Source organism: Pseudomonas citri, assembly GCF_025336485.1.
Classification (GTDB): domain Bacteria; phylum Pseudomonadota; class Gammaproteobacteria; order Pseudomonadales; family Pseudomonadaceae; genus Aquipseudomonas; species Aquipseudomonas citri.
In genome coordinates, this window is the sequence record NZ_JAODAB010000023.1 from 71,055 (window position 1) to 97,614 (window position 26,560).

General features: G+C 61.2%; 25 protein-coding genes. 12 read left to right on the forward strand and 13 right to left on the reverse strand.

The window, feature by feature from the left end; all coding sequences use genetic code 11:
- Positions 1–11: 11 nt before the first annotated feature.
- Positions 12–512 carry a phosphate-starvation-inducible protein PsiE gene (locus tag N4Q37_RS21585; protein ID WP_260961636.1) on the reverse strand — a complete coding sequence of 167 codons (501 nt, stop codon included), beginning with the start codon at positions 510–512 and terminating at the stop codon, positions 12–14.
- Positions 513–708: 196 nt separating this feature from the next.
- Between N4Q37_RS21585 and N4Q37_RS21590 the strand changes: the two genes are divergently transcribed.
- A complete protein-coding gene (locus N4Q37_RS21590) occupies positions 709–969 on the forward strand; it encodes a YebG family protein (protein WP_003205410.1) in 261 nt (86 codons plus the stop codon).
- Positions 970–1,045: 76 nt separating this feature from the next.
- Here N4Q37_RS21590 and N4Q37_RS21595 read toward each other — a convergent pair whose 3' ends face one another.
- The gene (locus N4Q37_RS21595) at positions 1,046–2,434 is read right to left on the reverse strand and encodes an aminotransferase-like domain-containing protein (protein ID WP_260961638.1); all 1,389 of its coding nucleotides are present in this window, start codon (positions 2,432–2,434) and stop codon (positions 1,046–1,048) included.
- 346 nt (positions 2,435–2,780) lie between these two features.
- On the opposite strand from N4Q37_RS21595, the gene N4Q37_RS21600 reads away from it, so the two are divergent.
- Complete coding sequence (locus N4Q37_RS21600; RefSeq protein WP_260961639.1) at positions 2,781–3,986, forward strand: benzoate/H(+) symporter BenE family transporter; 1,206 nt, start codon at positions 2,781–2,783, stop codon at positions 3,984–3,986.
- A 69-nt stretch (positions 3,987–4,055) separates the two neighbouring features.
- Here N4Q37_RS21600 and N4Q37_RS21605 read toward each other — a convergent pair whose 3' ends face one another.
- On the reverse strand, positions 4,056–5,075 hold the full coding sequence (locus tag N4Q37_RS21605) for a Glu/Leu/Phe/Val dehydrogenase family protein (RefSeq protein ID WP_260961640.1): 1,020 nt from the start codon (positions 5,073–5,075) through the stop codon (positions 4,056–4,058).
- Between the two features lie 186 nt (positions 5,076–5,261).
- On the opposite strand from N4Q37_RS21605, the gene N4Q37_RS21610 reads away from it, so the two are divergent.
- Positions 5,262–6,065 carry a SirB1 family protein gene (locus tag N4Q37_RS21610; RefSeq protein ID WP_260961641.1) on the forward strand — a complete coding sequence of 268 codons (804 nt, stop codon included), beginning with the start codon at positions 5,262–5,264 and terminating at the stop codon, positions 6,063–6,065.
- A 70-nt stretch (positions 6,066–6,135) separates the two neighbouring features.
- On the opposite strand, the gene maiA is transcribed toward N4Q37_RS21610, so the two are convergent.
- From maiA to hmgA, 3 genes are read right to left on the reverse strand one after another with little or no spacing between them, the layout of a single operon-like run.
- On the reverse strand, positions 6,136–6,771 hold the full coding sequence (gene maiA, locus N4Q37_RS21615) for a maleylacetoacetate isomerase (protein WP_260961642.1): 636 nt from the start codon (positions 6,769–6,771) through the stop codon (positions 6,136–6,138).
- A gap of 10 nt (positions 6,772–6,781) precedes the next feature.
- Positions 6,782–8,086 (reverse strand): fumarylacetoacetase, encoded by a 1,305-nt coding sequence (gene fahA, locus N4Q37_RS21620; RefSeq protein ID WP_260961644.1) that lies wholly within the window; start codon positions 8,084–8,086, stop codon positions 6,782–6,784.
- A gap of 3 nt (positions 8,087–8,089) precedes the next feature.
- Entirely contained in the window at positions 8,090–9,394 is a 1,305-nt protein-coding gene (hmgA, locus tag N4Q37_RS21625; protein ID WP_260961645.1) for a homogentisate 1,2-dioxygenase, read from the reverse strand.
- Positions 9,395–9,556: 162 nt separating this feature from the next.
- Here hmgA and N4Q37_RS21630 point away from each other — a divergent pair, with 162 nt between their 5' ends.
- The gene (locus N4Q37_RS21630) at positions 9,557–10,372 is read left to right on the forward strand and encodes an IclR family transcriptional regulator (RefSeq protein ID WP_260961646.1); all 816 of its coding nucleotides are present in this window, start codon (positions 9,557–9,559) and stop codon (positions 10,370–10,372) included.
- 26 nt (positions 10,373–10,398) lie between these two features.
- On the opposite strand, the gene N4Q37_RS21635 is transcribed toward N4Q37_RS21630, so the two are convergent.
- The 3 genes from N4Q37_RS21635 to N4Q37_RS21645 all read right to left on the reverse strand — a co-directional run bounded on the left by N4Q37_RS21635 (position 10,399) and on the right by N4Q37_RS21645 (position 16,369).
- Positions 10,399–12,948: a helix-turn-helix transcriptional regulator gene (locus N4Q37_RS21635; protein ID WP_260961647.1), complete on the reverse strand. Its 2,550-nt coding sequence runs from the start codon at positions 12,946–12,948 to the stop codon at positions 10,399–10,401.
- A gap of 237 nt (positions 12,949–13,185) precedes the next feature.
- Complete coding sequence (locus N4Q37_RS21640) at positions 13,186–14,553, reverse strand: DUF1329 domain-containing protein (protein ID WP_260961648.1); 1,368 nt, start codon at positions 14,551–14,553, stop codon at positions 13,186–13,188.
- A gap of 22 nt (positions 14,554–14,575) precedes the next feature.
- The gene (locus N4Q37_RS21645) at positions 14,576–16,369 is read right to left on the reverse strand and encodes a DUF1302 domain-containing protein (protein ID WP_260961649.1); all 1,794 of its coding nucleotides are present in this window, start codon (positions 16,367–16,369) and stop codon (positions 14,576–14,578) included.
- 652 nt (positions 16,370–17,021) lie between these two features.
- Between N4Q37_RS21645 and N4Q37_RS21650 the strand changes: the two genes are divergently transcribed.
- Positions 17,022–17,789 (forward strand): N-acetylmuramoyl-L-alanine amidase, encoded by a 768-nt coding sequence (locus N4Q37_RS21650; protein WP_260961650.1) that lies wholly within the window; start codon positions 17,022–17,024, stop codon positions 17,787–17,789.
- Between the two features lie 49 nt (positions 17,790–17,838).
- On the opposite strand, the gene N4Q37_RS21655 is transcribed toward N4Q37_RS21650, so the two are convergent.
- From N4Q37_RS21655 to N4Q37_RS21665, 3 genes are all read right to left on the reverse strand, one after another.
- Positions 17,839–18,750: an SDR family oxidoreductase gene (locus N4Q37_RS21655; RefSeq protein WP_260961651.1), complete on the reverse strand. Its 912-nt coding sequence runs from the start codon at positions 18,748–18,750 to the stop codon at positions 17,839–17,841.
- Between the two features lie 157 nt (positions 18,751–18,907).
- Positions 18,908–19,813, reverse strand: coding sequence for an alpha/beta fold hydrolase (locus N4Q37_RS21660; protein ID WP_260961652.1), 906 nt, complete (start codon positions 19,811–19,813; stop codon positions 18,908–18,910).
- A gap of 239 nt (positions 19,814–20,052) precedes the next feature.
- Positions 20,053–20,508, reverse strand: coding sequence for a flavodoxin (locus tag N4Q37_RS21665; protein ID WP_260961653.1), 456 nt, complete (start codon positions 20,506–20,508; stop codon positions 20,053–20,055).
- A gap of 154 nt (positions 20,509–20,662) precedes the next feature.
- On the opposite strand from N4Q37_RS21665, the gene N4Q37_RS21670 reads away from it, so the two are divergent.
- Together N4Q37_RS21670 and N4Q37_RS21675 are read left to right on the forward strand one after the other, a co-directional pair.
- Complete coding sequence (locus tag N4Q37_RS21670) at positions 20,663–21,139, forward strand: PAS domain-containing protein (RefSeq protein ID WP_260961654.1); 477 nt, start codon at positions 20,663–20,665, stop codon at positions 21,137–21,139.
- Positions 21,140–21,193: 54 nt separating this feature from the next.
- Complete coding sequence (locus N4Q37_RS21675; protein ID WP_260961656.1) at positions 21,194–21,799, forward strand: hypothetical protein; 606 nt, start codon at positions 21,194–21,196, stop codon at positions 21,797–21,799.
- An 11-nt stretch (positions 21,800–21,810) separates the two neighbouring features.
- On the opposite strand, the gene N4Q37_RS21680 is transcribed toward N4Q37_RS21675, so the two are convergent.
- Positions 21,811–22,770, reverse strand: a complete 960-nt coding sequence (locus tag N4Q37_RS21680) for a MerR family transcriptional regulator (RefSeq protein ID WP_260961657.1) — start codon at positions 22,768–22,770, stop codon at positions 21,811–21,813.
- A 177-nt stretch (positions 22,771–22,947) separates the two neighbouring features.
- Here N4Q37_RS21680 and folM point away from each other — a divergent pair, with 177 nt between their 5' ends.
- The 5 genes from folM to N4Q37_RS21705 all read left to right on the forward strand — a co-directional run bounded on the left by folM (position 22,948) and on the right by N4Q37_RS21705 (position 26,449).
- Positions 22,948–23,658, forward strand: a complete 711-nt coding sequence (folM, locus tag N4Q37_RS21685) for a dihydromonapterin reductase (protein ID WP_260961658.1) — start codon at positions 22,948–22,950, stop codon at positions 23,656–23,658.
- A 197-nt stretch (positions 23,659–23,855) separates the two neighbouring features.
- On the forward strand, positions 23,856–24,236 hold the full coding sequence (gene folX, locus N4Q37_RS21690) for a dihydroneopterin triphosphate 2'-epimerase (RefSeq protein WP_260961659.1): 381 nt from the start codon (positions 23,856–23,858) through the stop codon (positions 24,234–24,236).
- 95 nt (positions 24,237–24,331) lie between these two features.
- Positions 24,332–24,628 carry a DUF1244 domain-containing protein gene (locus N4Q37_RS21695; protein ID WP_260961660.1) on the forward strand — a complete coding sequence of 99 codons (297 nt, stop codon included), beginning with the start codon at positions 24,332–24,334 and terminating at the stop codon, positions 24,626–24,628.
- Entirely contained in the window at positions 24,621–24,959 is a 339-nt protein-coding gene (locus N4Q37_RS21700) for a HopJ type III effector protein (RefSeq protein WP_260961661.1), read from the forward strand. Before N4Q37_RS21695 ends, N4Q37_RS21700 begins: the two co-directional genes overlap by 8 nt.
- A 239-nt stretch (positions 24,960–25,198) precedes the next feature.
- Positions 25,199–26,449 (forward strand): 2-aminoadipate transaminase, encoded by a 1,251-nt coding sequence (locus N4Q37_RS21705; protein ID WP_260961662.1) that lies wholly within the window; start codon positions 25,199–25,201, stop codon positions 26,447–26,449.
- The last annotated feature ends 111 nt before the right edge of the window (positions 26,450–26,560 follow it).

Sequence of the window (26,560 nt, forward strand, 5' to 3'; positions counted from 1 at the left end):
GCCGCTGGTTTTCAGATCTCGCCCTTCTCCACCTCGACCGGCTCGCTGGAACCCGCACCGGCCTTGCGGTGCGGGTGCTCGATCTTCACCGAGGGGAACTGCGACGAGGCGTAGCGCACTACAAGGATCGCGAAAGCCAGCAGCAAAATACCGCCACACAAGTAGATGATCCCCATGTCCGGCGGGTTGTGGTGGGAAACATTGGAAATCAGCAGGCGTGTCAGCGCCGTGATGGCGACGTAGATCAGGAACCGCACCGGCATGTGGTTGGTCTTGAAATAAATCCCGACCATCGCACCCAGTTCGAGATAGATGAACAGCAGCAAAATATCATCGATCTTGATATTCCCTGCCTCGATCATCTGCAAAAACTCCATCACCGAGGCCCAAGCGGTCACGGCCCCGATGGCGAACAGCGCCAGGTAGTGGAAACTTTCGACGAACAGGTTGCCCAGGGACTCGGCCAATTGGTGGACGTTCTGGCGCAGGTTCTCGGCCCAATTGATTTTCACGGTGTAGTTTCCTTAGGTCGGCTCGACCGGATGATGCGGGTTGGACGTGACGGTTTTTCTGCATGCAGAAAAAAGGCCAGCGGGTAGGCTACATTAAAAAGCCACTACCCAACGGCAAGGGATTCGCTTATCCTTTTGCCTGTATATAAACACAGTATTCACACAGATAACCCATTGAAGGCATGTGAGGTGGTGAATGGCCGTCGAAGTGGTATACCGCAGCAGCCGGGATTTGGAGCGCTTGTTCATGGATAAAGCCGAAGCTGACCGTCATGACAAAATGCTGGAGCTCGCAGAATTGCTGGCCGAGGTGTTGCAAAAAGCCGTTCCATCGCTGAGCGAGCAACAGGTCGAGGAAGCCGGGATCTACATGGCGAAGAACCGTGATGTGTTCGCCAAGGCATTCAAGAGCCAGCCGGACGCCTTGTCCGAACTGCTCAACCCGTCGGACGAATAACCTAAAAAGATCGCAGCCTTCGCCAGCTCCTGCACGGTGTATTCCATGTAGGAGCTGGCGAAGGCTGCGATCTTTTTTAGTAATAGCGGCGCGGATCGGAATCGATCAGGCTGGCCAGCTTGGTCAGGGCAAAACGCAATTCGTCCTGACTGGTAGACGACATCAGCACCAGACGCACGCAACGGGTGGTTCCGGAGCGCTCAGCCTGGAATTGCGTACCGCTGAGCACCAACACGCCGTTGGCCCGGGCCAGCATGGCGAACTCGTCGCTGGTCCATGGTTCGGGCAACGTCAACCAGACGTGATAGGAATAAGGCTGGGTCTTGAGTTCGTAATTGGCAAAGATTTCCTGGGCAATCGCCTGCCGCCCAGCGGCTTCGTTGCGCTGGATACGAATCAGTTTTTTATCCAGGCCTTCGGTAATCACATTGCTGGCCAACTGCGCAGTCAATGGCGACGGCATCCAGACGCTGCTGCGCACCATTGAGGTCAGCCGCGACAGCAGTTTCGGCGGGCTGTAGAGATAGCCGATGCGAAGGGCCGGCATAACCGACTTCGACAAGCTGGTCAGATACACCGAACGGTCCGGTGCAAATGCCGACAATGGCTTGATCGACGGGTCGGTGGCCAGGAAGCCGTAGATGTCATCGTCCAGAATGATGAAGTCGAACTCTTCCGCCAGCGCCGCAATCTGGGCCCGACGCTTTTGCGACATGATCGCCGCCGTCGGATTCTGGCAGGTCGCCACGCAGACCAGCATCGTCGGTTTTTCGCGCAGGCACAACTCACGCAACGCCTCGGGGATAATGCCCTCGTCATCCATCGGCACGCCACGCAGCCGGCGCTCAAGGCCATGGGCCAGGGAAATGATGCCGGGGTAACAAAGCGCTTCGCAGAGCACCAGGTCACCGGCATTGGTCAGGGCGCTCATCGCAACCATCAAGCCATGCTGGGCGCCTGCGGTGAGCACCACTTGCTGCCATTGCGCATCGGGCAACGAATGGCGTAACCACTGCGCCCCTGCCTCGCGATGGGCCGGATGCCCACCGTCCGGCGCATAATCCAGAGTGCGGGCAAAATCGGTGCTCTTGGCCATGCCCACCAGCGCGTCACGCAACCAGAACTCCAGGGTTTCGCTGGAGGGCTTGATGATTGAAAGATCGAGCCACTCCGACTGCCCCAGGTTCAAGGGCGCGACGTTGTTGCTCGCCGGCAGCTCCAGCTGCTTCTGGTTGAGCACATACGTGCCACGCCCCACCTCCCCCTGCACCAGTCGACGCCGGTGGGCTTCGCCATAGGCCCGGCTGATGGTGCCCGGCGTGACATTCAACGCGGTGGCCAGCTCGCGCAGGGTTGGCAGGCGATCACCTTCGTTCAGCACGCCGTTGCTGATATCGCGTGCCAACGCATCGGCAATCGACAAATACATCGGCTGGCTGAACTCGCTTAGCTGGGGAACCCACATGAATGTTCACTACCCATCGTAGAAATGATCAATATCCGAGCATATCACATGGAGGTTAGGCAACTAATAATTCGACTCAATCAGACAATTGAGTCGATTGAAGTGATGATTGATTCGCTACGCATCAGATCACAATGAATTCATACGAATAAATAAAATCCTTATTTATCAATCAAATAAAAACATAAAACAAAAAAGGTCGATACTCACAACGAAAAAATATCTAGCAACAAGCGTCTCGACTATTGAATCAATTCAATCTATTAAAATACACTGACATCGAATCGAATCAATCGACTCAATCATCCTGATCACCGCGCGCTCCGTCGCGCCAAGTCGAGACATCATGGACACACTCAGAAAGGATCTATCCCTGTCAGCGGTCATAGCGGGCTTCATCGCCGTGATCATTTCCTATGCCGGACCGCTGATTATCGTGTTTCAGGCGGCCAAGGAAGCGCACCTGCCTGATGATGTGGTGTCTTCATGGATCTGGGCCATTTCCATTGGCAGCGGGATTACCGGGCTGCTCCTGAGCTGGCGCTTGCGGGTTCCGGTGATCACCGCATGGTCGACGCCAGGCGCGGCGTTGCTGGTGTCGATACTGCCTACCGTCACCTTGCCCGAGGCTATCGGCGCCTACGTCGTGGCATCGCTGATCATCGCCGTGATCGGCTTGTCCGGGGCGTTCGACAAACTGATGAACCGCCTGCCCAAAGCCATCGCCGCAGCGATGCTCGCCGGCATCCTGTTCCGCTTCGGTGCCGAGCTGTTCACCTCGATCAAGCTGCAACCGGCGCTGGTACTGTCGATGCTCGCGGTCTACCTGGCGTTCAAGCGCCTGTCGCCCCGCTACGCCATTTTGTCCGTACTGGTCATCGGCTGTGCCGTGGCCGCCTCGTTCGGTGAACTCAATAGTGGCTCGATCACCATCGCCGTGGCCCAACCGGTGTTCATCGCCCCGCAATGGAGCTGGCACGCGATCATCAACATCGGCTTGCCACTGGCATTGGTCACCCTGACCGGTCAGTACGTGCCGGGCATGGCCGTCATGCGCACGGCGGGCTACGACACGCCAGCGCGCTCGATCATTTCGGTCACCGCGATCGGTTCGGTCCTGATGGCCCCCTTCGGCTCCCATGGCCTCAACCTGGCGGCGATTACCGCGGCGATCTGCACCGGTCGCGAATCCCACGAGAACCGCGACAAGCGCTACATCGCCGGGATCGCCTGCGGGGCGTTCTACATTCTGATGGGCACCTTCGGCGCAACCCTGGCCTCGGTGTTTTCCGCATTGCCCAAGGAACTGATCGCCTCCCTGGCCGGCCTCGCCTTGTTCGGCGCGATCAGTGCCGGGCTGACCGGTGCCATGGCCGACGAAAAACAACGGGAAGCGGCGCTGATCACCTTCCTGGTGACAGCCTCGGGCATGAGCTTCCTGGGCCTGGCCGCCGCGTTCTGGGGATTGATCTTCGGCCTCGTGGCACATTTCGCGCTGACCTACACCCGTGAAAGCAAAGCCGCCGTTATCGCCGAGGGCAGCCGACCATGACCGTCCATTACGACTTTATCGTGGTCGGCGGCGGCATCGCCGGCGTCTCAGCCGCTTTTCAGCGGTACATCAGCGGTACAACAGCCGCTCCGCCAACTCGTCGGCCACCCGGGCCGGCGAGCGTTTTTCCGCCTGGGCGTGGGCGAAGACTTCCGTGAGCCGGGCACCGATCTTCGACAGGTGCGCGGTGATGGTGGACAGTTCCTCGCCACGATGCTTGAGGGCGACGTAGATCAGCCCACCGGAATTGATCACGTAGTCCGGGGCATAGAGGATCCCGCGCCGTTCCAACTGATCGGCCACTTGCAGGTTGCTCAGTTGGTTATGGGCCGAACCGGCCACGGCCGAGCAACGCAGCTGCGCCACGCTGTGGCTGTTGAGCACACCACCCAGGCCGCAGGGAGCCAGGATGTCGCACGGGGTGCTGAGCAACGCGTCGTTGGCAATCGGATGCGCACCCAACTGTTCCATCGCCAATTGCACCTTGCCAGGATCGATGTCGCTGACCAGCAGTTCGGCGCCCGCTGCATGCAGCTGTTGCGCCAGGGCAAAACCGACATTGCCCAGGCCCTGGATCGCCACCCGCAGGCTTTCGAGGTTATCGCTGCCCAGGCGAGCCATGGCCGTGGCCCGGATGCCGGCAAACACCCCCATTGCCGCATGCGGTGCGGGGTCTCCCGCGGCAGTGGTGCTGGTGACATGACGGGTCTGCTGGGCGATGCAATCCATGTCCGCCACCGAGGTACCGCTGTCGATGGCGGTGATGTAGCGGCCATCCAGTTGTTCGATACAACGGCCGAAGGCTTCGAACAACGCGGCGCGGTTGTCCACGTGGGCCGGACGCATGATCACCGCCACCCCGCCGCCCACCGGCAAGCCCGCCAGGGCGGCCTTGTAGCTCATGCCCTGGGCCAGGCGCACGGCGTCGACCACGGCACTTTCATCGTCGGGGTAGGACAGGTAGCGACAACCACCCAGGGCAGGCCCCGGACGGCTGCAATGAATGGCTATGACCGCCTTCAACCCGGTGGCCGGGTCTACGCTCAAGTGCAGCGATTCAAGGCGGGAGCTTTGCATGAGAGCAAACATCAAAGGGCTCCCGAATCACCTTCGTTTGTTCCGCCAGTATAGGCGCATGGCCGAAATTTGCTGGAGCACGCCGGAATAAAGCGCCCCGGGCCTCAGTCTTTTGGGCATAAACCTGCCACCGAGACCGCCCGGACTGGACGAAAATCCACGGCGCAGCTAAAACGGGGACATTGCCCGGAGAGTTCGATGAAGCCGCGCCAAGCTTTTCTTGAATGTTTGCAGCGCACGCCGCCCGCATTGTTCGAAGCGGCGTTGTGGATGGCTGCCGAACATGATCGTGACGTGGACGTAACAGCCGTGCTGAAGGACTTCAAGGCGCTGCAACAGCAAGTCAGCCATGGCCTGCCCCTGTTGCCCGCCAGCGAACTGGGCCAGCCCTTGTTGCGACGACTCAATGACCTGGGGTTCGCCCAGGACGACTTCACGCCCCTGCGACCACGGGCGGCGCTACTCGACAAAGTGCTGGCGAGCAAACGCGGACAACCCCTGGCCCTCAGCCTGATTGCCCTGGAGCTGGCCAGAGGCCTGGACATACCGATGGTCGGTATCAATTTTCCCGGCCATTTCCTGCTCAAGGTGCCCGGTGCCGACCACCTGCTCGACCCCTGCGGTGGACGTCGGTTGTACCCCAATGACTGCCGGGAACTGCTACAGCGCCAGTACGGCCCGAACATGCCGCTCAAGGCCGAGTACCTGGCCCACGCCGAACCGACGCAGATGCTCCAGCGCCTGTCGCGCAACCTGCGGCAACTGCACCTGGCCAACGACGAATACCTCGACGCACTGATCGATGCCGAAAGGGTATTGGAACTGGGCAACGCCAACGCCGCCGATTACCTGGCCCGCGCCAGCCTGTACCAGCGGCTCGACTGCCCCAATGCCGAGCGCTTCGACCTGGAACATGCCCTGCTGCTCAGTGACGACCCGATCCAGCGAATCCGCCTGACGGAACGGCTGGGGCAACTGCCGCCGAATTCAATTGTGCATTGAGCCGCTGGACACTGTTTGAACGAGGGAAGACAGTCCCTGTGGCAATCATCCGGCTTTCAGACCGCAACCTTCAGGGGGTATCCGGCTGATTGGCCGGGTGCGCCTGCCGGAAGGCCGGATGCCCTGCCGCCAACGCCGCCACGCGACGGATCCGTGGGAAATCTTGCAGGGGTACGTTGAAGCGCTCGGCGGCATAGAGCTGCGGGATCAGGTACACATCCGCCAGCCCCGGCACCGCACCGAAGCAATAGCCGTCGTCGCCAATCAGTTGCTCCACCACCGCCAGCCCCTGGCCGATCCAATGCGCGATCCACTCCGTCACCTGGGTCTCATCGTGCCCCCACGCCCTCAGCTTGTTGAGCACGCTGACGTTGTGCAGCGGATGGATGTCGCAACCGATCAGCGCCGCGACGCCCCGCTCATGGGCGCGAACCGCCAGGTCCGCGTTGAGCAGTGGCACCTGTGGATAACGCTCCTCCAGGTATTCGATGATGGCGGGCGACTGCACCAGCAGTGCGCCCTCGTCGGTACGCAGCGCGGGCACGCGCCCTTGAGGATTGATCGCCAGGTACGTCGGCTGGCGGTGCTCGCCTCCTGGCGGTGCGATCAGGTTGACCGGCAGGGCCTGGTAATCCAGGCCCTTGAGTGCCAGGGCAATGCGCACCCGGTAGGACGAAGTGGAACGATAGTAGGTATAGAGTTGCATGCCTTGTCCCTCAACGTGCTGGCAAGATCTTGCCGCGGCATTCGCCAAACCCGATGGACACAAACCCCTCGCGACGGCAGCGCGCCCGCAGGATGATTTCGTCGCCGTCCTCCAGGAACTTGCGCACTTCACCCGATGCCAGCTCGATTGGCTTTTTACCGCCCTCGGTGATCTCCAGCAGGCTACCGAACTGACCGCTCTCGGGGCCCGACAGGGTGCCCGAACCGAACAGATCGCCGGCCTGCAGTTGGCAACCGTTGACGCTGTGGTGCGCAACCATCTGCGCCACGGTCCAGTACATGTATTGGGTATTGCTCAGGGTCAGGCGCTGGGCCGGCAGGTCCTGCTCGCGCATTGCCTCGGTCAGCAGCAAGACTTCCAGCTCGATGTCGAAGGCGCCGCCCGCCTGATCACGCTTGTCCAGCAGATACGGCAACGGTTGCGGATCGTCCTGCGGGCGCGCCGGTTGCGGACGGCGGAACGGTTCGAGGGCTTCGGCCGTCACCACCCAGGGCGAAACACTGGTCAGGAAATTCTTCGACAGGAACGGCCCCAACGGCTGGTATTCCCACGCCTGGATGTCCCGCGCCGACCAGTCGTTGAGCAGGCAGAACCCACCGATGTGCTCGGCCGCATCGCCAATGGCGATGGGTTCGCCCAGGGCGTTGCCCTGGCCGATCCAGATGCCCAATTCCAACTCGTAGTCCAGCCGTGCGCACGGGCCGAAGGTCGGCTCGGCCTGGCCGGCGGGCAAGGTCTGGCCCAGGGGGCGGCGTACCGCCGTGCCGGACGGACGGACGGTCGAGGCCCGACCGTGGTAACCGATGGGGACGTATTTGTAGTTGGGCAACAAGGGATTGTCGGGGCGAAACAGCTTGCCAACGTTCTGTGCGTGCTCGATACCGACGTAGAAATCGGTGTAGTCGTGGATTCTGGCGGGCAGGTGCATCTGGCAGTCGCTTGCCAGCGGCAGCAGGCTCGACGCCTGGGCCTGAAGTGTATCGCGCAAGGGACTGTCTTCGCGCAGTAGCTCCAGCAGCCGCTCACGCAGGGCGACTCGAGCACTGCGTCCCAGGTCGAAGAACGCATTCAACTGACCGCTCGCCATGGCCTCGACGGCTTCGCGCGCCGCACCGTCGAACAATCCCAGTTGCAACGCGGCCTGCAAGTCGAAAATCCGCTCGCCAATGGCGACGCCACTACGAGGGGCATCGCCGCCCCGGCTGAAGATGCCCAATGGCAGGTTTTGCAGCGGGAAATCGACATGGCCATTGGCGCAGGCCACCCAGCTACGGGCAGTGGAAAGTGAGGTCATGGATTATCTCCGGGTCGGGTCGAACGTGACAGGCAGCGAGGCCCAACAAGCATCGTAGTCGGTTTGCAGTTGCGGGCAGTCCAGCGCGAAACGGCTCGGGCGCAAGACCTGGCTGGTTTCGAACATGAAGGCCATGGTGTTATCGATCTTTGCCGGTTGCAGCTCGGCATTGATGGCCTTGGTGCAGGTTTCGCCGTCCGGACCATGGGCGCTCATGCAACTGTGCAGGGACGCGCCACCAGGCACGAAACCTTCGGCCTTGGCATCGTAGGCGCCCTGGATCAGGCCCATGTATTCGTTCATCAGGTTGCGGTGGAACCACGGCGGACGGAAGGTGTTCTCCGCCACCATCCAGCGCGGCGGGAAAATCACGAAGTCGAGATTGGCCAGGCCATGCACGCTGGTGGGTGAGGTCAGCACGGTGAAAATCGACGGGTCGGGGTGATCGAAGCTCACCGTACCGAGGGTATTGAAGCGCCGCAGGTCATATTTGTACGGCACGTTGTTGCCGTGCCAGGCCACCACGTCCAGGGGTGAATGCCCCAGCTCGCATCCCCACAACTCACCGAGGAATTTCTGTACCAGGGTGGTTGGCTGCGCAAGGTTTTCGTAACGGGCGACCGGCGAAAGAAAGTCCCGCGGATTGGCCAGCCCGTTGCTGCCGATCGGCCCAAGGTCCGGCAGGCGCAATGGCGCACCATGGTTCTCGGCGATATAGCCGCGGGCTTGTGGGTCGAGCAGTTCAACGCGGAATTTCAGACCGCGCGGCAACACGGCGATCTCCAGTGGCGCCAGCTCCAGCACGCCCAACTCCGTGGCAATGCGCAACCGTCCCAGTTGCGGCACGATCAGCCACTCACCGTCGGCGTTGAAGAACACCCGCTGCATGGAACGGTTGGCGCAGTAGTGATAGACGCTGATACCGGCGGGTTTGTCCGGGTTGGCATTGGCCACCATGCGCACCAGGCCATCGAGCAGATCGGTCGGCTCGGCAGGAATCTGCAACGGGTTCCAGCGCAGCCGATTGGGCGTGACGTCGCCCAAAGGGCCACCGGCGATCTGCCGTTCAAGCTTGACGAAAGCCGAGTGATTGGCAGACGGCCGGATGCGATATAGCCAAGTGCGCCGCGCTTCGCCACGGGCCATGGTAAAGGCCGTGCCGGAGAACAATTCGGCGTAGAGACCGTAAGGGGCTTTTTGCGGGGAGTTCTGCCCGACAGGCAGAGCGCCGGGCAGTGCTTCGCTGGAGAATTCGTTGCCGAAGCCCGACTGGTAAGCCAGGTCCGACGCGGTGGAGTCGAGGTGCATGGGGCCTCCTGAATACAGGACGGGTGCGGCCTCTCGCTTTACAGGAAAACGCGAGACGCACCGGGTTATTTTTATCGTAATCCAATTACGCATAACGTAATTTGCTCGACGACGACCGTCAAGCTATAAAGACGCCCATTCGCCTCTGGACCTCGCGCCTCCATGGAAACCCCGCTCAACAACGGTAAACAGAAAGTCCGCTCGGCCGAAGTCGGCACCGACATCCTCAAGGCCTTGGCCGAACTGTCCCCCGCTACTTCGCTGTCGCGCCTGGCCGAACATGTGCAAATGCCGGCCAGCAAAGTTCATCGTTATTTGCAGGCCCTGATCGCCAGCGGTTTCGCCGAACAGAACGCCGCCACCAATCACTACGGGTTGGGCCGCGAAGCCCTGCGCGTGGGCCTGGCCGCCTTGAACAGCATGGACGTGCTGCAAGTCGCCGCCCTGCCCTTGGCCGAGTTGCGCGATGACTTGAACGAAACCTGTTTCCTGGCGGTGTGGGGCAATCACGGCGCGACCGTGGTGCGCATTGAGCCGGCGGTGCGGGCCGTGACCGTGGTGACGCAACTGGGCTCGGTGCTGCCGCTGCTCAGCTCCTCCACCGGACTGGTGTTCAGCGCCTACCTGCCGGAGCGCGAGACGGTCGAGTTGCGCGAGCACGAACTGGCGAGCAGTAGCCATTCGCCGCTGGCCGACACCCACGCTTACGCTGCCTTGTGCGAACAGATCCGCAGTCGCGGCCTGCATCATGTGCATGGCTTGCTGATGCCCGGGGTCGATGCCTTGTCCGCCCCGGTATTCAATGCGGTCGGCCAGGTGGCGGCGGTGATGACCATCGTCGGCCCGGCCTCGCTGTTCCACGCCGATGAAAACGGCCCGGCGGCGCAACGACTGCTGGCGGCGACCCGGGCAGTCAGTTGGCGAATGGGGTATGAGGCTGGGCCGCAGGTTGCGCAGCAGGTCGAGGTGGATCACTGAGGTGCGGGCGGCAAGGGTAACGTCAGCTACCCCATCATCCCCATGACCTTGGCCTTCGCGACCGCTTGTGTACGCCGTTGCACTCCCAACTTGCTGTGGATTCGACGGGTATGGGTTTTTACCGTGTGCAAGGAGATGAACAACCGTTCGGCGATCTGCTGATTGGAATGACCTTGCGCAATCAACTCCAGGACTTGCAACTCGCGGTGACTGAGCAAGGGCTCTTCGGTCGTCGTCGCTGGCTCGCTGCCCCCTGGCGACACGGCCTGCTGCAATAACCCGGGCTGGCGCAAACCCAGCTCACGCAAGGCTTGCTGGGCGCGCCAACAGACCACTCGTTCGCGCGCCTCTTGCAACAGTGAGCGTGCCAGGCAAGGGTCTGCGGACAGCCAGGCGACCTCCGCCAGCGCCAGGTGCAGTTCGGCTTCCAGGGCATGCATTTCACAGCGTTGCGCCTGCTCGATCATGACCATGAGCCGGGCTTGCGGATCCGATGCCCGCCCCAGATAGACCTCGGCCAGCACCAGCAGGTATTCGAGTCGGGGAATCAGCTCCAGGGTCGCGGGAGGCGCGTGCCTGGCCTGCGGCCCCCGAAAATGCCGCAGGACCCGGGTCAGGGCTTCATGGGCCAGCTCCGCACGCCCTTGCTGCAACCAGAACTGGCAGCTGGTTTGCAATAACACGCCGCGGTACACGGTGTCAGGAATATGCCGCTGCTGCATGATCCGCTCGGCATCGCGCAGTTGCCTGAACGCCTCGCCATAATCCCCCTGGTTAGCAGCCAGGCTGGCCTTGCCCAAAAAACCGTACAGCGCTTGCTTATCCTGATTGTGCAAGCTTGCGTCCAAGCCGGCTTGGAATTGCTCGGCGGCCTGCTCTTCAAGCCCCATGCGCAACGCCAGACGTCCCCGCCGCAGAGCGATACGCCCCAGCAGCGCAGAAAAATCCTGGCCTGGTTTATCGAGCAACAGTTGGACCGCCTCCAGCAGATGATCCGCCCGATGGGGAGCGCCACGCTGCTCCAGCACTTGGGCATGATCGAGCTCCAGCAAGCCCTCGAACACCAGCGAGCCTTGTGCACGCGCCAGGCATAACGCCTGGCGATTGGTCCAGTGGGCAGAAGCCAGTTCGCCGCTGAGCAGCGCTTGCTGCGTCAACCCCATCAGGCACAGCAGCCGCAGGGCCCAGGCTTGCGGATCCAGGCTGGCCTGGGCCTGGAGGAAGTGCTCGCGAGCCTGTCCGCCATCCCCCGAGAGGTGCAGCAACCAGCCTCGCAGGACCTGCCATCGGGCGATCAACTGTCGCTGCAAGGCGGCCGACGGCTGCGGCGCGAACCTGGCCAGTTGTTCGATGCACACCGACGCCTGGTCGAAGCGTCCGGCGAATAACAGGGCCGCAGTCACCAGCCCCACCGATTGTGGAGTCCCCAGTGCCAGCGCTTCGCCCTGGCGGTCATGCAAACTCAGCAACAGCACCATATTCTGGCGCTGCAAGACGTGCTCGAAACTCAGGTGCTGCAAAAAACTGACGGCGGCCTCGAACTCCTCCGCGTGCATGGCCTGTTCGAACGCCATCTGCCAGTCCTGCTCGGCCGCGAACCATTGGCAGGCCCGGCGATGCCAGGAGCGCCCTTGCGGCCAGGGCTCTTCGCGCACCAGCCGGGCCAGGGCGGGGAAGATGTGCAGCCAGTCCGCAGACTGTTCCCAGGGTTCGATGAAGCACCCCAAGTCCAATAATTCAGGCAGGCATTCGGCACCCACCGTGTCGCCGAACAAATGTTCGCACAGCCGGGCGTTGAAACGTGGCAGATGCGCCAGCACCCGCCAGGCCTGCGCCAGATCTGGCGTCAACGAGCCGAACAGCTCGTATTCCAGATAGTCGGGCAAGGTGCCCGCACGTCCTGGCGAGGCGTGGCGGCGCGCCCATTCGCAGCGCTCGAGCAAGGCCAGGCGCACCCCGGCGCACCAGCCTGCGCTGCGCTGTATCACTTCGCGGGCAGTACGGGCCGCCTCAGGAACAGGTAGATGACCGAGCAACGCCTGGACATCGTCGGCGGTGAATGCCAACGCCCGGGCATCGAACTCGTGCAATTCATCGTCGAGCAACAGCCGCGGCCAGTTGCAATGGGGGCGGCGACGTCCGTTCAGCCACAGGTGCAGCGCCGGACTGCTGGTGCTCAACAGACGGTCGAGCAACTGGTCCAATTCGGGATTCGCTACCCGGCAGTAATCATCCAGGAACAGCCAGGTCGGCGCCTGCAAGCGCGCCAGGTGCGCCAACAACCCCGCCTCATCCAGCGGCGGCAAGCCGAAGGCCTGCCCCAGTTGCTCGCACAGTTGCCCGGCGCTCAGTGCAACGCCGCCCAACGGTAGCCAATGCAGCCGACAATCGGCGGGCGCTTGCAGGAAACATTCGGCGAACAACGCGCTCTTGCCACTGCCTGCCGGTGCGCAAAGCAGCTTTACCCGCGCCTCGGAAGTCAGCAACGGCTCGCTCAAGGACCGCCGTGGCACGTGGATGGAGGATAGGCGAGGCAGCAATCCAGGACGGTCCGGACACGGTGTCATGGCGGTCATGTGCGAAGGCCCTTTTTTATTGTTCTCCCATCACCCTAGTCCTGTGTCGCCGACCTTTGGAGAAGTATTCAGCGCGCTGATTGGGGCCCATAAAAAAACGACCGGCAGGAGGGTTGCCGGTCGATCACGATTGCGCAAGCCAGACACACCTTGCGCTGACTAAGAGAATTTCATCTGTGAGAGCAAGGCTTGCTCCCACAGATAAATTCCACCGTTTTCCTTCCAACCGTCAGGCCGTTACCGAACCCCCGTCGAACGCAACGCCGCCGGCGTGTAGTCGGCCGCCCTGGCTTCGAACCCGTATTCGTAGCTGTGTTTCTCTTCGTTCTTCATCCCCAGCGCGATGTAGCGGCCGGCGATGAGGTCGTAGAGCGTCTCGAGGGTGTAGGCGGGGTTCTGGTGATCGTAATAGAACTGCGCATGACCTTCGGCCACGCGCCATAGCTGGCCGCGACCATCATAGTGATCCACCAGCGCCGCCTGCCAGCTGTCTTCATCGAAGTACATGTGGCGCTTGGCGTAGATATGTCGCTCGCTGGGCTTGACCGTACCGACCACTTCCCAGACCCGGTGCAACTCGTAGCGGGTCAGGTCCTGGTTGATGTGGCCTGCCTTGATCACATCGTCGTACTTGAGGTTTGGCGAATCGAGCTTGTAGCTGTTGTAGGGGATGTACATTTCCTTCTTGCCGACCAGTTTCCAGTCGTAGCGATCCGGGGCGCCGGAGAACAGGTCGAAGTTGTCGGAAGTACGCAGCCCGTCGGCGGCGGTGCCCGGGCCGTCATAGGCCACTTGCGGGGCGCGACGCACACGACGCTGGCCGGCGTTGTAGATCCAGGCCAGGCGCGGCTCCTTCACCTGGTCGAGGGTCTCATGCACCAGCAGCACGTTGCCGGCCAGGCGTGCAGGGGCGGTAACCTCCTGCTTGAAATAGGTCAGCACGTTGCTGGCTTTTTCCGGATCGGCGTCCTTGATCAGGAACGGCACGGCCGCTTCCTCTTCGAAACGGATCGGCGTGAAGCTGCCGTTGGTCTGCGGTGTAGCCTGGGTGATGATGCGCCGCAGGTTGCCACCGTGATAACGGGTGATGTGGTTCCAGATGACTTCCACACCGTTCTTGGGAATCGGAAACGCGTAGTAGCGGTTACCGGTGAAGTTGGCCAGGCCGTTACCGTCGTTGATCGCGGTGACATTCAACGCGCTGCGCTTGGCCGACTCATAGATCTCCGGCGGCAGGCCAACGCTGCGGTGGGTCGGGTAGACCGGAATCCTGTAGGTCTCGGGGTAGCGCTTGAACATCGCGACCTGGCCTTCGGAAAGTTTGTCCTTGTACTTGTCCACGGTCGCGGCGGTGATGATGAACAACGGTTTTTCATTGGCGAACGGATCGGCCAGAAACCCCTTGCTGTCCACGGCGCCGGCGTTCTTGGGAATGCCACCGGTCCAGGCCGGGATCGAGCCATCGGCGTTGCCGGCCTTTTCCGCGCCCAATGGCGTGAGGCTGCTGCCCAGTTTGTTCGCTTCATCCGGCGAAACCGCCGCCATCACGTTCGCGGCCAGCAGGCTCAAGGCCAGGGCACCGCATTGCAGGATCATCTTGCGCATAGGGTTTTCCTTGTCAGCCGGATCAGAAGTTCACGCCAAAGCTCAACGCGAGGAAGTCGCGGTCTTTGAGAACGTTGTAATCGCCGCCGAAAAAGTCGGTGTAGCTCAGGCTGGCGGTGTAGGTGTTGCGGTAGTCGGCATCGACACCGACGCTGATGGCCTTGGCGCCTTCGTTGAACAAGCCGTTGGGACCATAGCCCGCCACGTCATGGGACCAGGACAGGTTGGGCTTGAAGTTGATACCGGCGATCACGTTGGAGTAATCGAGAATCGCCCGGGCGCGATAGCCCCATGAGGTCGAGGTGACAAAGCCGTCGGTGTCGCCATTGAAGCCGTATTGGCCGTAGACCGAATCGCGGCCGTAACGCAGCTTGTCCTTGGACTCCAGCCCACCGACGTGCACCACTGCCGCCTCGCCTACCAGGGTCAGGCGATCGGCGCCCAGTACCTGGTCGAAGAAGTGGGTCATGGTGCTCTGGACCTGGGTGATTTCCTTGCGACGGTAGCCGGTGTTGTCGGCACCCGCCGAAGTGGCAATGGGCGATGCCGCGCCCCCGGCAATCGGATTGAGCAGGGCCAGCGTCAGGTCGTTGGTGTTGAGCTGCACCGGCGCGTTGGGGCGGTAGCTGATTTCCCCGGTCCACGCGGTACCGGTGGGCAACGTGGTGGAGAAACTGGCGCCGTACAGACGGATGTCCTCGGGGTACTCAAGGTAGTACTGGCCGCGTCCCAGCATCACGCTTTGCGCCACGCCCGCACCGCTACCGGGAAAGATACCGTTGGCCGTCGCGATAATCCCCGGCAGCGCCGCCAGCGTCGAGCTACCGGCGGTGATGGTGCCGACGGTAGGCGTTCGGCTGTGGTAGTTCATGAAATACAGGCCGTACTCGGTATCGTCACCAAGCCAGCGCAACGCCGTGCCCCACTGGCCGGAGTCACGGGCGTCACGATCACCGCTGCGGGGAATGATCACCCCTTCGCTGGAGACCTGGATGCCCTGGCCAAACGCCTGGGTCAACGGCACGAAAGGCGCAACGGCCGGGCTCCCCACCGTGTAGCCGGTGGTGCAACCGTCCGCCACCACATCATTGCCGAAGAACGTGCCACAGTTGTCGACGACCGTCTGGTCCCACTCCAGTTGGTAGAAGCCTTCGATGGTGAGCTTGTCGGTCAGCCCCTGGGAGGCGAACAACATGTTCACCGGGATCAGGCCTTCCTTGATCTCGGCGCCCGGACGGCGGAACGCGGAGACGTCCACCGGGTTGATGCTGTTGATGGAGTTGCCGATGAAAGTGCTTTCCCCCCAACTGACCACCTGTTTGCCGGCACGCACCGTGCCCGGTAGATCGGCGATGGAATAGTTGTGGTAGACGAAAGCATCGAGGATCTCTGCCCCGGACGACTTGGCGCCCTCTTTTCGATTGCTGTCGCTGATGTCCTTGAACGGACGGCTTTCGTCCTTGAGCTCGAAGTCATACCAATACTTGCCGCGCACAAACACACCGGTGTCGCCGTACTTGAGCTCGAGGTCGTGCAGGCCCTTGAAGATCTTGGAGTAGGTTTCACCTTTCTTGAAATTCAACCGTCCGTCATCACCGGTGGACGATTGGCCCCTGCCGCCGTTGACGGTGCCGATCAGGTCCTTGTCGGCATCGCTCATGCCCCAGCTCGCGCCCACGGACAACGAGGAGTCGAATTGCCCCTCGATCTCGCCAATGTTGAAAGAAACGGCCTGCGCCTGGGCGCAGCAACCCAACGCCACCGCGATGGCCAGCGCCCGCGGTTTGAAGATGGCGCGCATTGTTATTGTTGTCATGCGTCTTCCCCGGTGAGTGACAGAGGCTTCACCCTACTGCCGCACGCCGGGGGCGATAAGCGCACCAAGGGGGTATTCGCACTGTCGCCCGAAAGGATTACAGCCCAGTCCGGACGGGCCTTTGCGACGGGCATGAGCGCACTGGATGATGGATTATCAGTGCCACGCATAATCACCCCGCCAGCCCGACTGTTGCGTGCCCTGCAACGGTGCATGTCCGGATCCGGGCTGTTTCCCCAGCGGCCCGCCGCCTATGCTGGCCGGGCTTGCAAGACAACGGGCCTGCAAGCCTGAGTCGCCACGGCATCCCTCATGCCTGGCGCACCGTCTTTCGGATGAATCGCTGCATGGACTCATCATCCCCGTGTTCACTGGCGTTGGTTTCTAGCTCCTGGCCACGTCATGCTTGGGCCGCTGCATGTGCAGCGGCCTTTTTTATGGGCGACTGTTTTTCGGACAAGTTTCCAGGCAAATTCAGTTATCCAAAAAACGCGTCCATTTCCTTACTTATACGAACAGTCAATTCTCAAACGTTCAAACGCTTGCTCCTACAACAAAGCAGGAAACCCACTACAAACCCATTGAAAATCCACTGATAGGCTGAAAGTCAGTCGCAGCACCCAGCTTCGACTTCAATTCAGTGAGGTTTTTCATGGTGCCCATCGACAACAGCCGCTATCGATCCAGAAAAGGCTACAACAGCCGAATCCGTTTCCTGGTTTTCCATTACACAGCCGGTAACTTTTCATCCTCTGTCAACGCCCTGACCGGCGCCTCGGTCAGTGCCCATTATCTGATTCCGGACATCACCGATCCCAGTTATCTGAACGCCGGCTTCAAAGACCAACAGATATTCAACCTGGTGGACGAAAGCCAGCGCGCCTGGCATGCAGGGGTGAGCAGTTGGGGTGGGCGAAGTAATCTGAATGACACTTCGATTGGCGTTGAGATCGTCAATCTCGCCAGCGATCACCAAGGGCAATTTACTTTCCCGCCTTATGAGGCTCGGCAAATCGAGGCGATCGAAGACTTGGCGTTGGACATTCTCAAGCGTTATCCGGACATCAGCCCGGTCAATGTGGTCGCACATTCGGACATTGCCGCCGGGCGAAAGAGCGATCCGGGCCCGATGTTTCCCTGGCAGGCGCTGTACGCCAAGGGCATCGGCGCCTGGTTCGATGCGCCTACGCAAAAGGCCTACACGCAGGCGTACCAATGCAATGGATTGCCAACGCGCGAGCAATTGCTCGGGCTGTTCAAGAAATATGGCTACGACACTTCGGCCGCCGCGACGGGTGCAGGTTTTCAGCGGCTGGTGCGCGCCTTTCAACTGCACTTTCGTCCGGCGAACCATGACGGGGTCATGGATATCGAGACCGCCGCGAACCTCGCGGCGCTGGTGAAGAAATACTTCCCCTGACCCCGGTTGCCGTGTCTGACGGTAACGGCAACGGGTCGAGGCAACGAACTCAAACAGCGTAGCGTTGCAGATTCGCCATCATTTCCTTCAACGCTTCCAGGTTGTCATTGGGGTGCGCGGCCCCCTCGAAATCACAGATCTGCTGCCAATGGGCGGCGACGTCTTCGGGCGTAAATCCTTTGCGCGGGTCAAAGCCGGCCCCCAGGCTGCGCTCCCAGCGTACCTTGCCCATCCAGCCGCCGCCCACTTCGAACAAGCCGGAGGTTTCCTGGCAGGCTTCGCTGGTCAGGTACACCACCAGCGGACTGACGAGTTCGGGCTTGAGCTGTTCGAAGACCTGCGGCGGGATCAGGCCTTCGGTCATGCGGGTGCCACCGGTGGGGGCGATGGCGTTGACCAGGATATTGTTCTTGCGGCCCTCGATTGCCAGCGTGCGGGTCAGGCCGTAAAGGCCGAGCTTGGCCATACCGTAGTTGGATTGGCCGAAGTTGCCGTAGATGCCGGACGTGGACGCGGTGAAGATCACCCGCCCGTAGTTCTGTTCGCGCAGATGCGGCCAGGCCGCGCGGGTGACTTTGTAGGCCCCCTCGACGTGGACGCGGTAGACCAGGTCCCAGTCGGTGTCGTCCATTTTGTGGAACGTCTTGTCCCGCAGGATGCCGGCGTTGTTGACCACCACGTCGACGCGACCGAACGCGTCGAGCGCATGTTGCACAAGCTTGTCGCCATCGGTGACCGAGTCATGGTTGGCCTCGGCGATGCCACCCGCCTCGCGGATTTCGGCGACCACCCGGTCTGCCGCCGAGGCATTGGCCCCTTCGCCCTGCGCCGAACCGCCAAGGTCATTGACCAGCACCTTCGCGCCTTGCCTGGCGAACAGCAACGCATGGGCGCGCCCCAGGCCACCGCCGGCTCCGGTGACGATCACGACTTTATCTTCGAAGCGCACAGACTCACTCATGGCAGAACTCCAGCAGGCCGACAGGACAATGCGTTCGAGTGTCGAACACAAGCCGGGCGCTCACAATCAACTCGATTGGAAGTGAATGGTGACCAATAAGGTGCGGGGATGATCCGGTGACTCGGTTAGCGCTATCGCGAGCCGGCTCGCGATGCGGTCATGAGCAAGCCATTTGCATGCAAGGGGTCATCAGCGCGTCGCGAAACGCCAGGTAATGCTTGAGCACCTGCACCGGCGCCTCGGTGTGCGGATAGTGGCCGATACCAGGCAACAGCACCGTGTCGGGGTTTGGGATCTGGGCCTCGTAGCGTGCCACCATGTGCTCACCGGAAATCGGATCGAACGCCCCGTCGATGACCCGCATCGGCACTTCGCCGCGCTGCATCGCTTGCACCCAGCGATCGCGTTGTACACGTCGCTCGGGAATGTAGGCAATGAGTTTGTGCATGATCCGCGGCCCGTCATTGGCCTTTACCAGGCTCCAGAAATCATCCAGCACACTCTCGGTGGGGCCGGTACGGGGGCCGAAAATCTGCCGAAAATTCTTGACCAGGCTTTGCCGGGAAAACGCTCGCCCCAACAGCCAGCCCAGCGGGCTGAGCAGTAACTTCTGGGCCAACACCGGACGGTGGGTTTCCGGGAACAGACCGCCATTGAGAAAGACGCAACTGGCGACTTGAATGCGCGCTTCGCCGTGCCGCGCAATCAGTTCCTGGGCGACGCTGTCCCCGTAATCGTGGGCCAGCACATGCACCGCCCGCCCCACCACCTTCAGGTGCGCCAACAAGGCCTGTTGCAGGTCCGCTTGCTCCAGCAGGCTGTAGACATGATCCGTCGGTTTGGCGGAATCACCGAAACCGAGCATGTCACAGGCGATGACCCGGTAGCGCTGCGCCAGGGGTTGCCACAGGTAATGCCAGTCCCAACTCGCGGTGGGAAAACCGTGGATCAGCAGCAAAGGCTCGCCCTGGCCGGCCACCCAGTATCGGATGGCGTGCCCTCGGAACGTGAAGACCTGGCTACGCTGGCGCCAGATACGCAGGGGAATCTGGGCGATCGGCATCAGGTTTCATACCCTGCACGGTCCACCCGGGCCTGCCAATCGGCCGCACGGACCTGCTCCTTGACACCGAGTGTCGGTTGGACGGGGGCTACGCTCACGGTTCAGGCCTCTGGTTTCTTATTATTCGGCTCTGGTTACGAAAATTTCCTACGCAAGAAAATCAGTCTAGCCAGCTCATCCAAAGGCGCTAGTTGCATTGGCAGCCAGCTTACTGACCGAGCGAGTCACGATAGAGCGCTTCAACCGCGCAACGCGTCAATCAGCTCGGCAAGCCAGGGCTCGGCGTCCGTTTCCGGGTTGACGCTTTCGCTGGCGTCCAGGCGCAGCATCGGCAGCACCTCGTTCACACCCAGCTCGGCGAACAGTTCGCGCATCTGCTCGCCGCCCGCGCAGAAGGTATCGCCATAGCTGGCGTCGCCCAAGCCGATCACCGCACCGGGCAAACCGCGAAAGAATGCAGGCAACTGATCGCGAACGGTCGAGTACAGCGGCATCAGGTTGTCCGGCAATTCACCCATGCCGGTCGTCGAGGTCACCGCCAGCAGGGCTTGTGGCGCAAACGCCTGGATATCCGCCAGGCTGGCACGGGGGTTGTGCCAGGCTTCGAAGCCGGCGTCACAAAGCAGTCTGGCCGCATGCCGGGCGACTTCTTCGGCGGTGCCATAGACCGAGCCGGAAAGGATGGCGACTTTCATCAATCTGATCCTGAAGCTGAATAAAAGAGTCGGGATAGTACCAGTTGCACCGGCAACGCTGCGAATGGCTCTCAATTGCCCCATAATGGCCAGTAGACAGCCCCGGAGTTTCTTTTAGAATGGCGCCTCACAAGGACGTTTCAGGGTTTTAACCATGATCAACGCTCAACTGATGCAACTGATCATCAACGCGTCGAACGACGGGATCGTCATCGCCGAAAAAGAAGGCGACGAAGACAATATCCTGATCTACGTGAACCCCGCCTTCGAGCGCCTGACCGGCTATGACCGCGACGAAATCCTTTATCAGGATTGCCGGTTCCTTCAGTCGGGTGACCGCGACCAACCTTCGCTGGAGCGCATTCGCCAGACATTGAGACAAGGCGGAGTCTGCCGTGAGGTGCTTCGCAACTATCGCAAGGACGGCACACTGTTCTGGAATGAGCTCTCGCTGTCCACGGTAAAAAACGAGGTGGATGGGCACACTTATTTCGTGGGCCTGCAAAAAGACGTCACGATCCAGGTGAAGGCTCAACAGCGAATCGCCCAGTTGGAAAAGGACCTGGCTGAAGCGCGCGAAACAGTCCGTCGGCTGGAAGCGACGAACGGCGCAAACAAACCGGCGAATTAGCGGTCAGTCACTACAATCACCAGTAAAGATGTCATTTATCACTTCGAGCCAATCATGCAGCGCGACGCACTCCTGACCCAGGATGAACTGGATTTCATCCGGACCATGCAACACAACCCGCAATTGAACGAGCGGGATGTCACGTCGAGCTTGCTTGTAAACGGTGGATCGCAGATCCGTGACCTGTTGACGCGCCTGGCCGCCAATGAACAGGTCACGCTGCAGGCCCATTTCGAAAACCAACAGATGACCTTCCCGTTGCATTTGGTGGAAGACGAATTCCATGCGATGCATTTGCGCCTGGGGGTGCCGAGCATCTACGAGGACGGGCCGAGGATACGCCCATGGCGCCTGGCACTCGAAGAGCCGGTGGCGCTGGAAAATGCCAAGGGCCAACCGGGCCCGCTATGGGTCCACGAGGTCTCGTGCAAAGGCGTCTTGCTGGAAAACCGCAGCCGTATCAAGCCACCGAAACAGTTCGCCCTGTGGTTCAGCCCGTCAGGCTACGAGAGGATTTCCTTGCGAGGCACCTTCGAACGGGAAACCGCCCAAGGCCTGTATGCCTACCATCTGAGCCAGAATGACGAAGATGAGACCGAACGCCTGCGCCAGTACATCCTCCAGCAACATCGCCTGACCCATCCGGCGATGCATCTCTAGAGGCTGCCCACTCAGGTATCCAGGTTGCCTGCCAATAACTGACGCAAGCGCTGGCGCATCAAGACGCCTTCATTGCCCAGGCAACCGATAGACGACCCCGCCATCTGCTCCTGGAGCAGGTCGGACGCATCACCAGCCAACATCAACGGACAATCCAGGCTCATCGCCAATTTGCACAGGCGCCTCGGTAACTCGGATATAGGCGCATGATTGGAAACCAATACCAGGGCCAACGGCTGGATCTTCTGGCACACCAGGGTCAGCTCGTCGAACGGCAGGCCGATCGTCAGCACCCTGACCCCCACGTCCGCCTTGGACAGGAACAGCGCCGTGACCAGCAATTCCAGCTCACGACACTGGCCGCTGATGGCGCTGACCAGGACACGCCGGGATTGACCTTCGCGCTTGAACAACAGCCGCTGGATGATGCGCGAACGCAGGAAGCCATCCAAAAACACCCATTCACTGGTTTGCCCGAATTGCTGCTGGCGTTGCAGCAGTTGTCGCCAGAGTGGCAACAGGATGTTCTGGAAGACGATCGGCACCTCGTAGCTGGCGAAAAGCTGCCCATAGATCCGATCCAGTTCCACGTCATCGAAGGCTGACACTGCCTCCATCACCTGCTGCTGCCATCGAGCGTAATCGGCTTTGACCAGGTCGGAGGAGATCAGGGGGGAGACCGGCTGCACCGACTCGGCCTTGGCCAGGATCCTGCCCACCTTGCTCACCGCCACACCGCGCTCGATCCAGCCCAGGATGCTGCGGACCTTGTCGATATCCTGCAATGAGTACAGGCGATGGCCGCTTTCGGTTCGAGTAGGTTGGATCAGGCCGTAGCGACGCTCCCATGCGCGCAGCGTCACAGGGTTCACACCAGTCAGTCGCGACACTTCGCGAATGGGGAACAGATCTTCCCGATTCAAGACACCTGACGTCCGAAAGACAAAATTGTCATCTGAGATCACGCTCATTTTGGCAGACAGGTCCGGCTGGCAAATTGGATCCCAGTGTACTCCCTCCCAGACATATGATGACAAGAGCAAACGCGTTCGATGCGCGGTTTTGTTGTTTTATGCACAATCGACGCTGTCGTCGCCCGCTTTCACCGCTGTTATAGTTTTCTCTCCTGTCGTCCACCGAGCCCTCCCATGCCCAGCGCCATCGCTCCGATCCTGATCACTGGCGCCGCCCAGCGCGTTGGCCAGCATTGCGCCCGACGCTTGCTCGAAGCCGGGCAACCGGTGATCGCCACCTTTCGCACCGAGCGCCCGGGCGTACAAGCGCTGCGGGACCTGGGGGCCACCCTGCTGTTTGCCGACTTCTCCAGCGAAGCCGGGATCCTGGCCTTTATCGAGACCCTCAAGCAGCACACCGATCGGCTACGGGCCATCGTGCACAACGCCTCGGCCTGGCTGGCCGAAGAGACACACGACCCTGCCACCGCCTTCAACGCCATGTTCGCGGTGCACATGCTGGCGCCTTACCTGATCAACCTGCATTGCGCCGAGTTGCTGCAACGCTCGACCCCGGCGGATATCGTGCACATCAGCGATGACGTGACGCGCAAAGGCAGCAGCAAGCACATCGCCTACTGCGCCACCAAGGCGGGGCTCGAAAGCCTGACCCTGTCGTTTGCGGCCAGGTACGCGCCGGCCATCAAGGTCAACGGCATCGCCCCGGCCCTGCTGTTGTTCAATGACGAAGACGACGCCACTTATCGCGCCAAGGCCCTGGCCAAGTCCGCACTGGGTATCGAACCGGGCGGCGAGGTGATGTATCAGAGCCTGCGCTATCTGTTGGACAATCCTTATGTCACCGGCACGACCCTGACCATTAACGGCGGGCGGCACGTCAAGTAGCCTTGTTTCAAGGACGCACCATGACGCGCTCCCCTGCCGCGAAATCCTCGTCGGCCTGGGCGAAGCCCCCCGGGTGGCTTATATTCCTACGGGCAAGGTCCTGGGGCCGCGGAGAATCGTCCGACGGGTAAGAGACCAGTTCGGGATTCCAGCACCACGCGCAGGCGTTCCTGCAATCGATTCGACGGAGCCAGTAAATGTCACAACTTCAGCCAGCCATGGCGCGTATCAAGGTCAAGGACCTGCGCCTGCGCACCTTCATCGGCATCAACGAGGATGAAATCCTCAACAAGCAGGATGTGTTGATCAACCTGACCATCCTCTACGCCGCCCAGGATGCGGTGCGCGACAACGATATCGACCACGCACTGAACTACCGCACCATCACCAAGGCAGTCATCGCCCACGTGGAAGGCAATCGCTTCGCCCTGCTCGAACGCCTGACCCAGGAATTGCTGGACTTGATCATGGCCAACGAGTCGGTGCTGTACGCCGAGGTCGAAGTCGACAAGCCCCATGCCTTGCGATTTGCCGAATCGGTGTCGATTACGTTAGCGGCAAGCCGGGCGACTTCGTAGCCGCGACAAGCCTCACGCTGTAAGCTTCAAGCCTGACCAACGCAACCCAACTTGCAGCTTGAAGCCTGCGCCGATAGCTGCTCGCAGAGATCACCATGAACGACCAACAACGCCTCGAACTCGAAGCCGCCGCTTTCCGTCGGCTGGTTGCCCACCTGGACAGCCGCAAGGATGTGCAGAACATCGACCTGATGAACCTGGCCGGTTTCTGCCGCAACTGCCTGTCCAAGTGGTACAAGGCCGCCGCCGATGAACGCCAGATCGAGGTGAGCCTCGATGACGCCCGCGAAATGGTCTATGGCATGCCCTATGCCGAGTGGAAAGCCCAATACCAGAAAGAAGCCAGCGCCGAACAACAGGCGGCGTTCGCCAAAGGAAAACCCGATGCCTGATTTGAATACCTTGCGCGCCAGCCTCCAGAGCGGCGAGCACGCCTTTGCCGACACCCTGGCCTTCATCGCCGCCGGCTATGACTACCAGCCCCAAGCCTTCAACAATGGCGGTGTACAGAACGCCGCCGGGCAGAACGAAGGTTCGTGCAAGACCTTGGGCCTGGCCCTGCTCGAAGGCTTGAGCAACGAAGAAACCCTGCTGGCCTTTGGCGAGCATTACCGTTCGGTGCTGGCGACGCCCGAAGGCAGCGACCACGGCAACATCCGCGCACTGATGACCCATGGGTTGGCCGGTGTGAAGTTCGAGGCGCAGCCGTTGCAACGGCGCTGATCGTCCGCGCTTTTGTGGGAGCAAAGCTTGCTCGCGATAATGGCAGACCCGCCAATATTGTCGTCGACTGGCATTGCCCAATCGCGAGCAAGCTTTGCTCCCACAGGTTCAGGTCTATCTGACAGGCATTAGCCACATCCCGACTTTTAAGATTGACCCGGCAACTTTATTTCGTTTGCCGGGCCCCTTCGCTCGCCGCTTGAATAGCGCACGCCTTCTTTCCTTGCGAGCGGTCATTCATGAGCCACGAAAGCATTAGCCAGTCGATCTCCATCGTGCACCCCGTCAGCCTCAGCCATGGCAAGAATGCCGAGGTCTGGGACAGCGACGGCAAACGCTACATCGATTTCGTCGGGGGCATCGGCGTATTGAACCTCGGCCATTGCCATCCGCGCATCGTCGAGGCGATTCGCGAACAAGCCACCCGCTTGACCCACTACGCCTTCAACGCTGCGCCCCATCGACCCTACCTCGAATTGATGGAGCGCCTGGCAGCGTTCGTGCCGGTGGATTACCCGGTCAGCGGCATGCTCACCAACAGCGGCGCCGAGGCGGCGGAGAATGCCTTGAAGATCGTGCGTGGCGCCACGGGCCGTACCGCTGTGATTGCATTTGACGGCGCCTTCCACGGTCGCACCCTGGCCACGCTCAACCTCAACGGCAAGGTCGCGCCGTACAAGCAAAAAATCGGCGTGCTGCCCGGCCCGGTCTACCACCTGCCCTACCCCAGCCCGGACAACGGCATCACCTGCGACGAAGCCTTGAAAGCCATGGAGCGGCTGTTCAGCGTTGAGATCGACGTGAATGATGTGGCCTGTTTCATCGTCGAACCGGTGCAGGGCGAAGCCGGCTTCCTGTCGTTGGATGCGCCCTTCGCCCAAGCCCTGCGGCGGTTCTGCGACGACAAGGGCATCGTGCTGATCGTCGATGAAATCCAGTCCGGCTTCGGCCGCACCGGCCAGCGTTTTGCGTTCTCGCGACTGGGCATCGAACCGGACCTGATCCTGCTGGGCAAAAGCATTGCGGGCGGCGTGCCCCTGGGGGCGGTGGTGGGACGCAAGGCATTGCTGGATAACCTGCCCAAGGGTGGGCTCGGCGGCACCTATTCCGGCAATCCCATCGCCTGCGCCGCCGCGCTGGCGACCCTGGACGCAATGACCGACGCCAACCTGCACGCCTGGGGGACGCAACAGGAAGAGGCGATCGTCAGCCGCTACCAAGCCTGGCGCGATCGCGGGCTGACGCCCTACCTGGGCCGCCTGACTGGCGTCGGCGCGATGCGCGGCATCGAGCTGGCCCACGCCGACGGCACCCCGGCCTCGGCACAACTGACGCAACTGCTGGCCCTGGCACGGGAAGCAGGACTGCTGCTGATGCCCAGCGGTAAATCGCGGCACATCGTTCGGCTGCTGGCGCCGTTGACGACCGAGCCGGCCGTGATGGAGGAAGGCTTGGACATTCTGGAATCGTGTCTGGCGAAACTGGCCTGAACACAGAATTGCGCCCATGAAAAAACCGGCCTAAGCCGGTTTAATGAGATGGTCACCCCCACACCCTGCGAGGGCTACGCTTTCGCAGGGTGTTTTGTTTTCGGAGGCCAT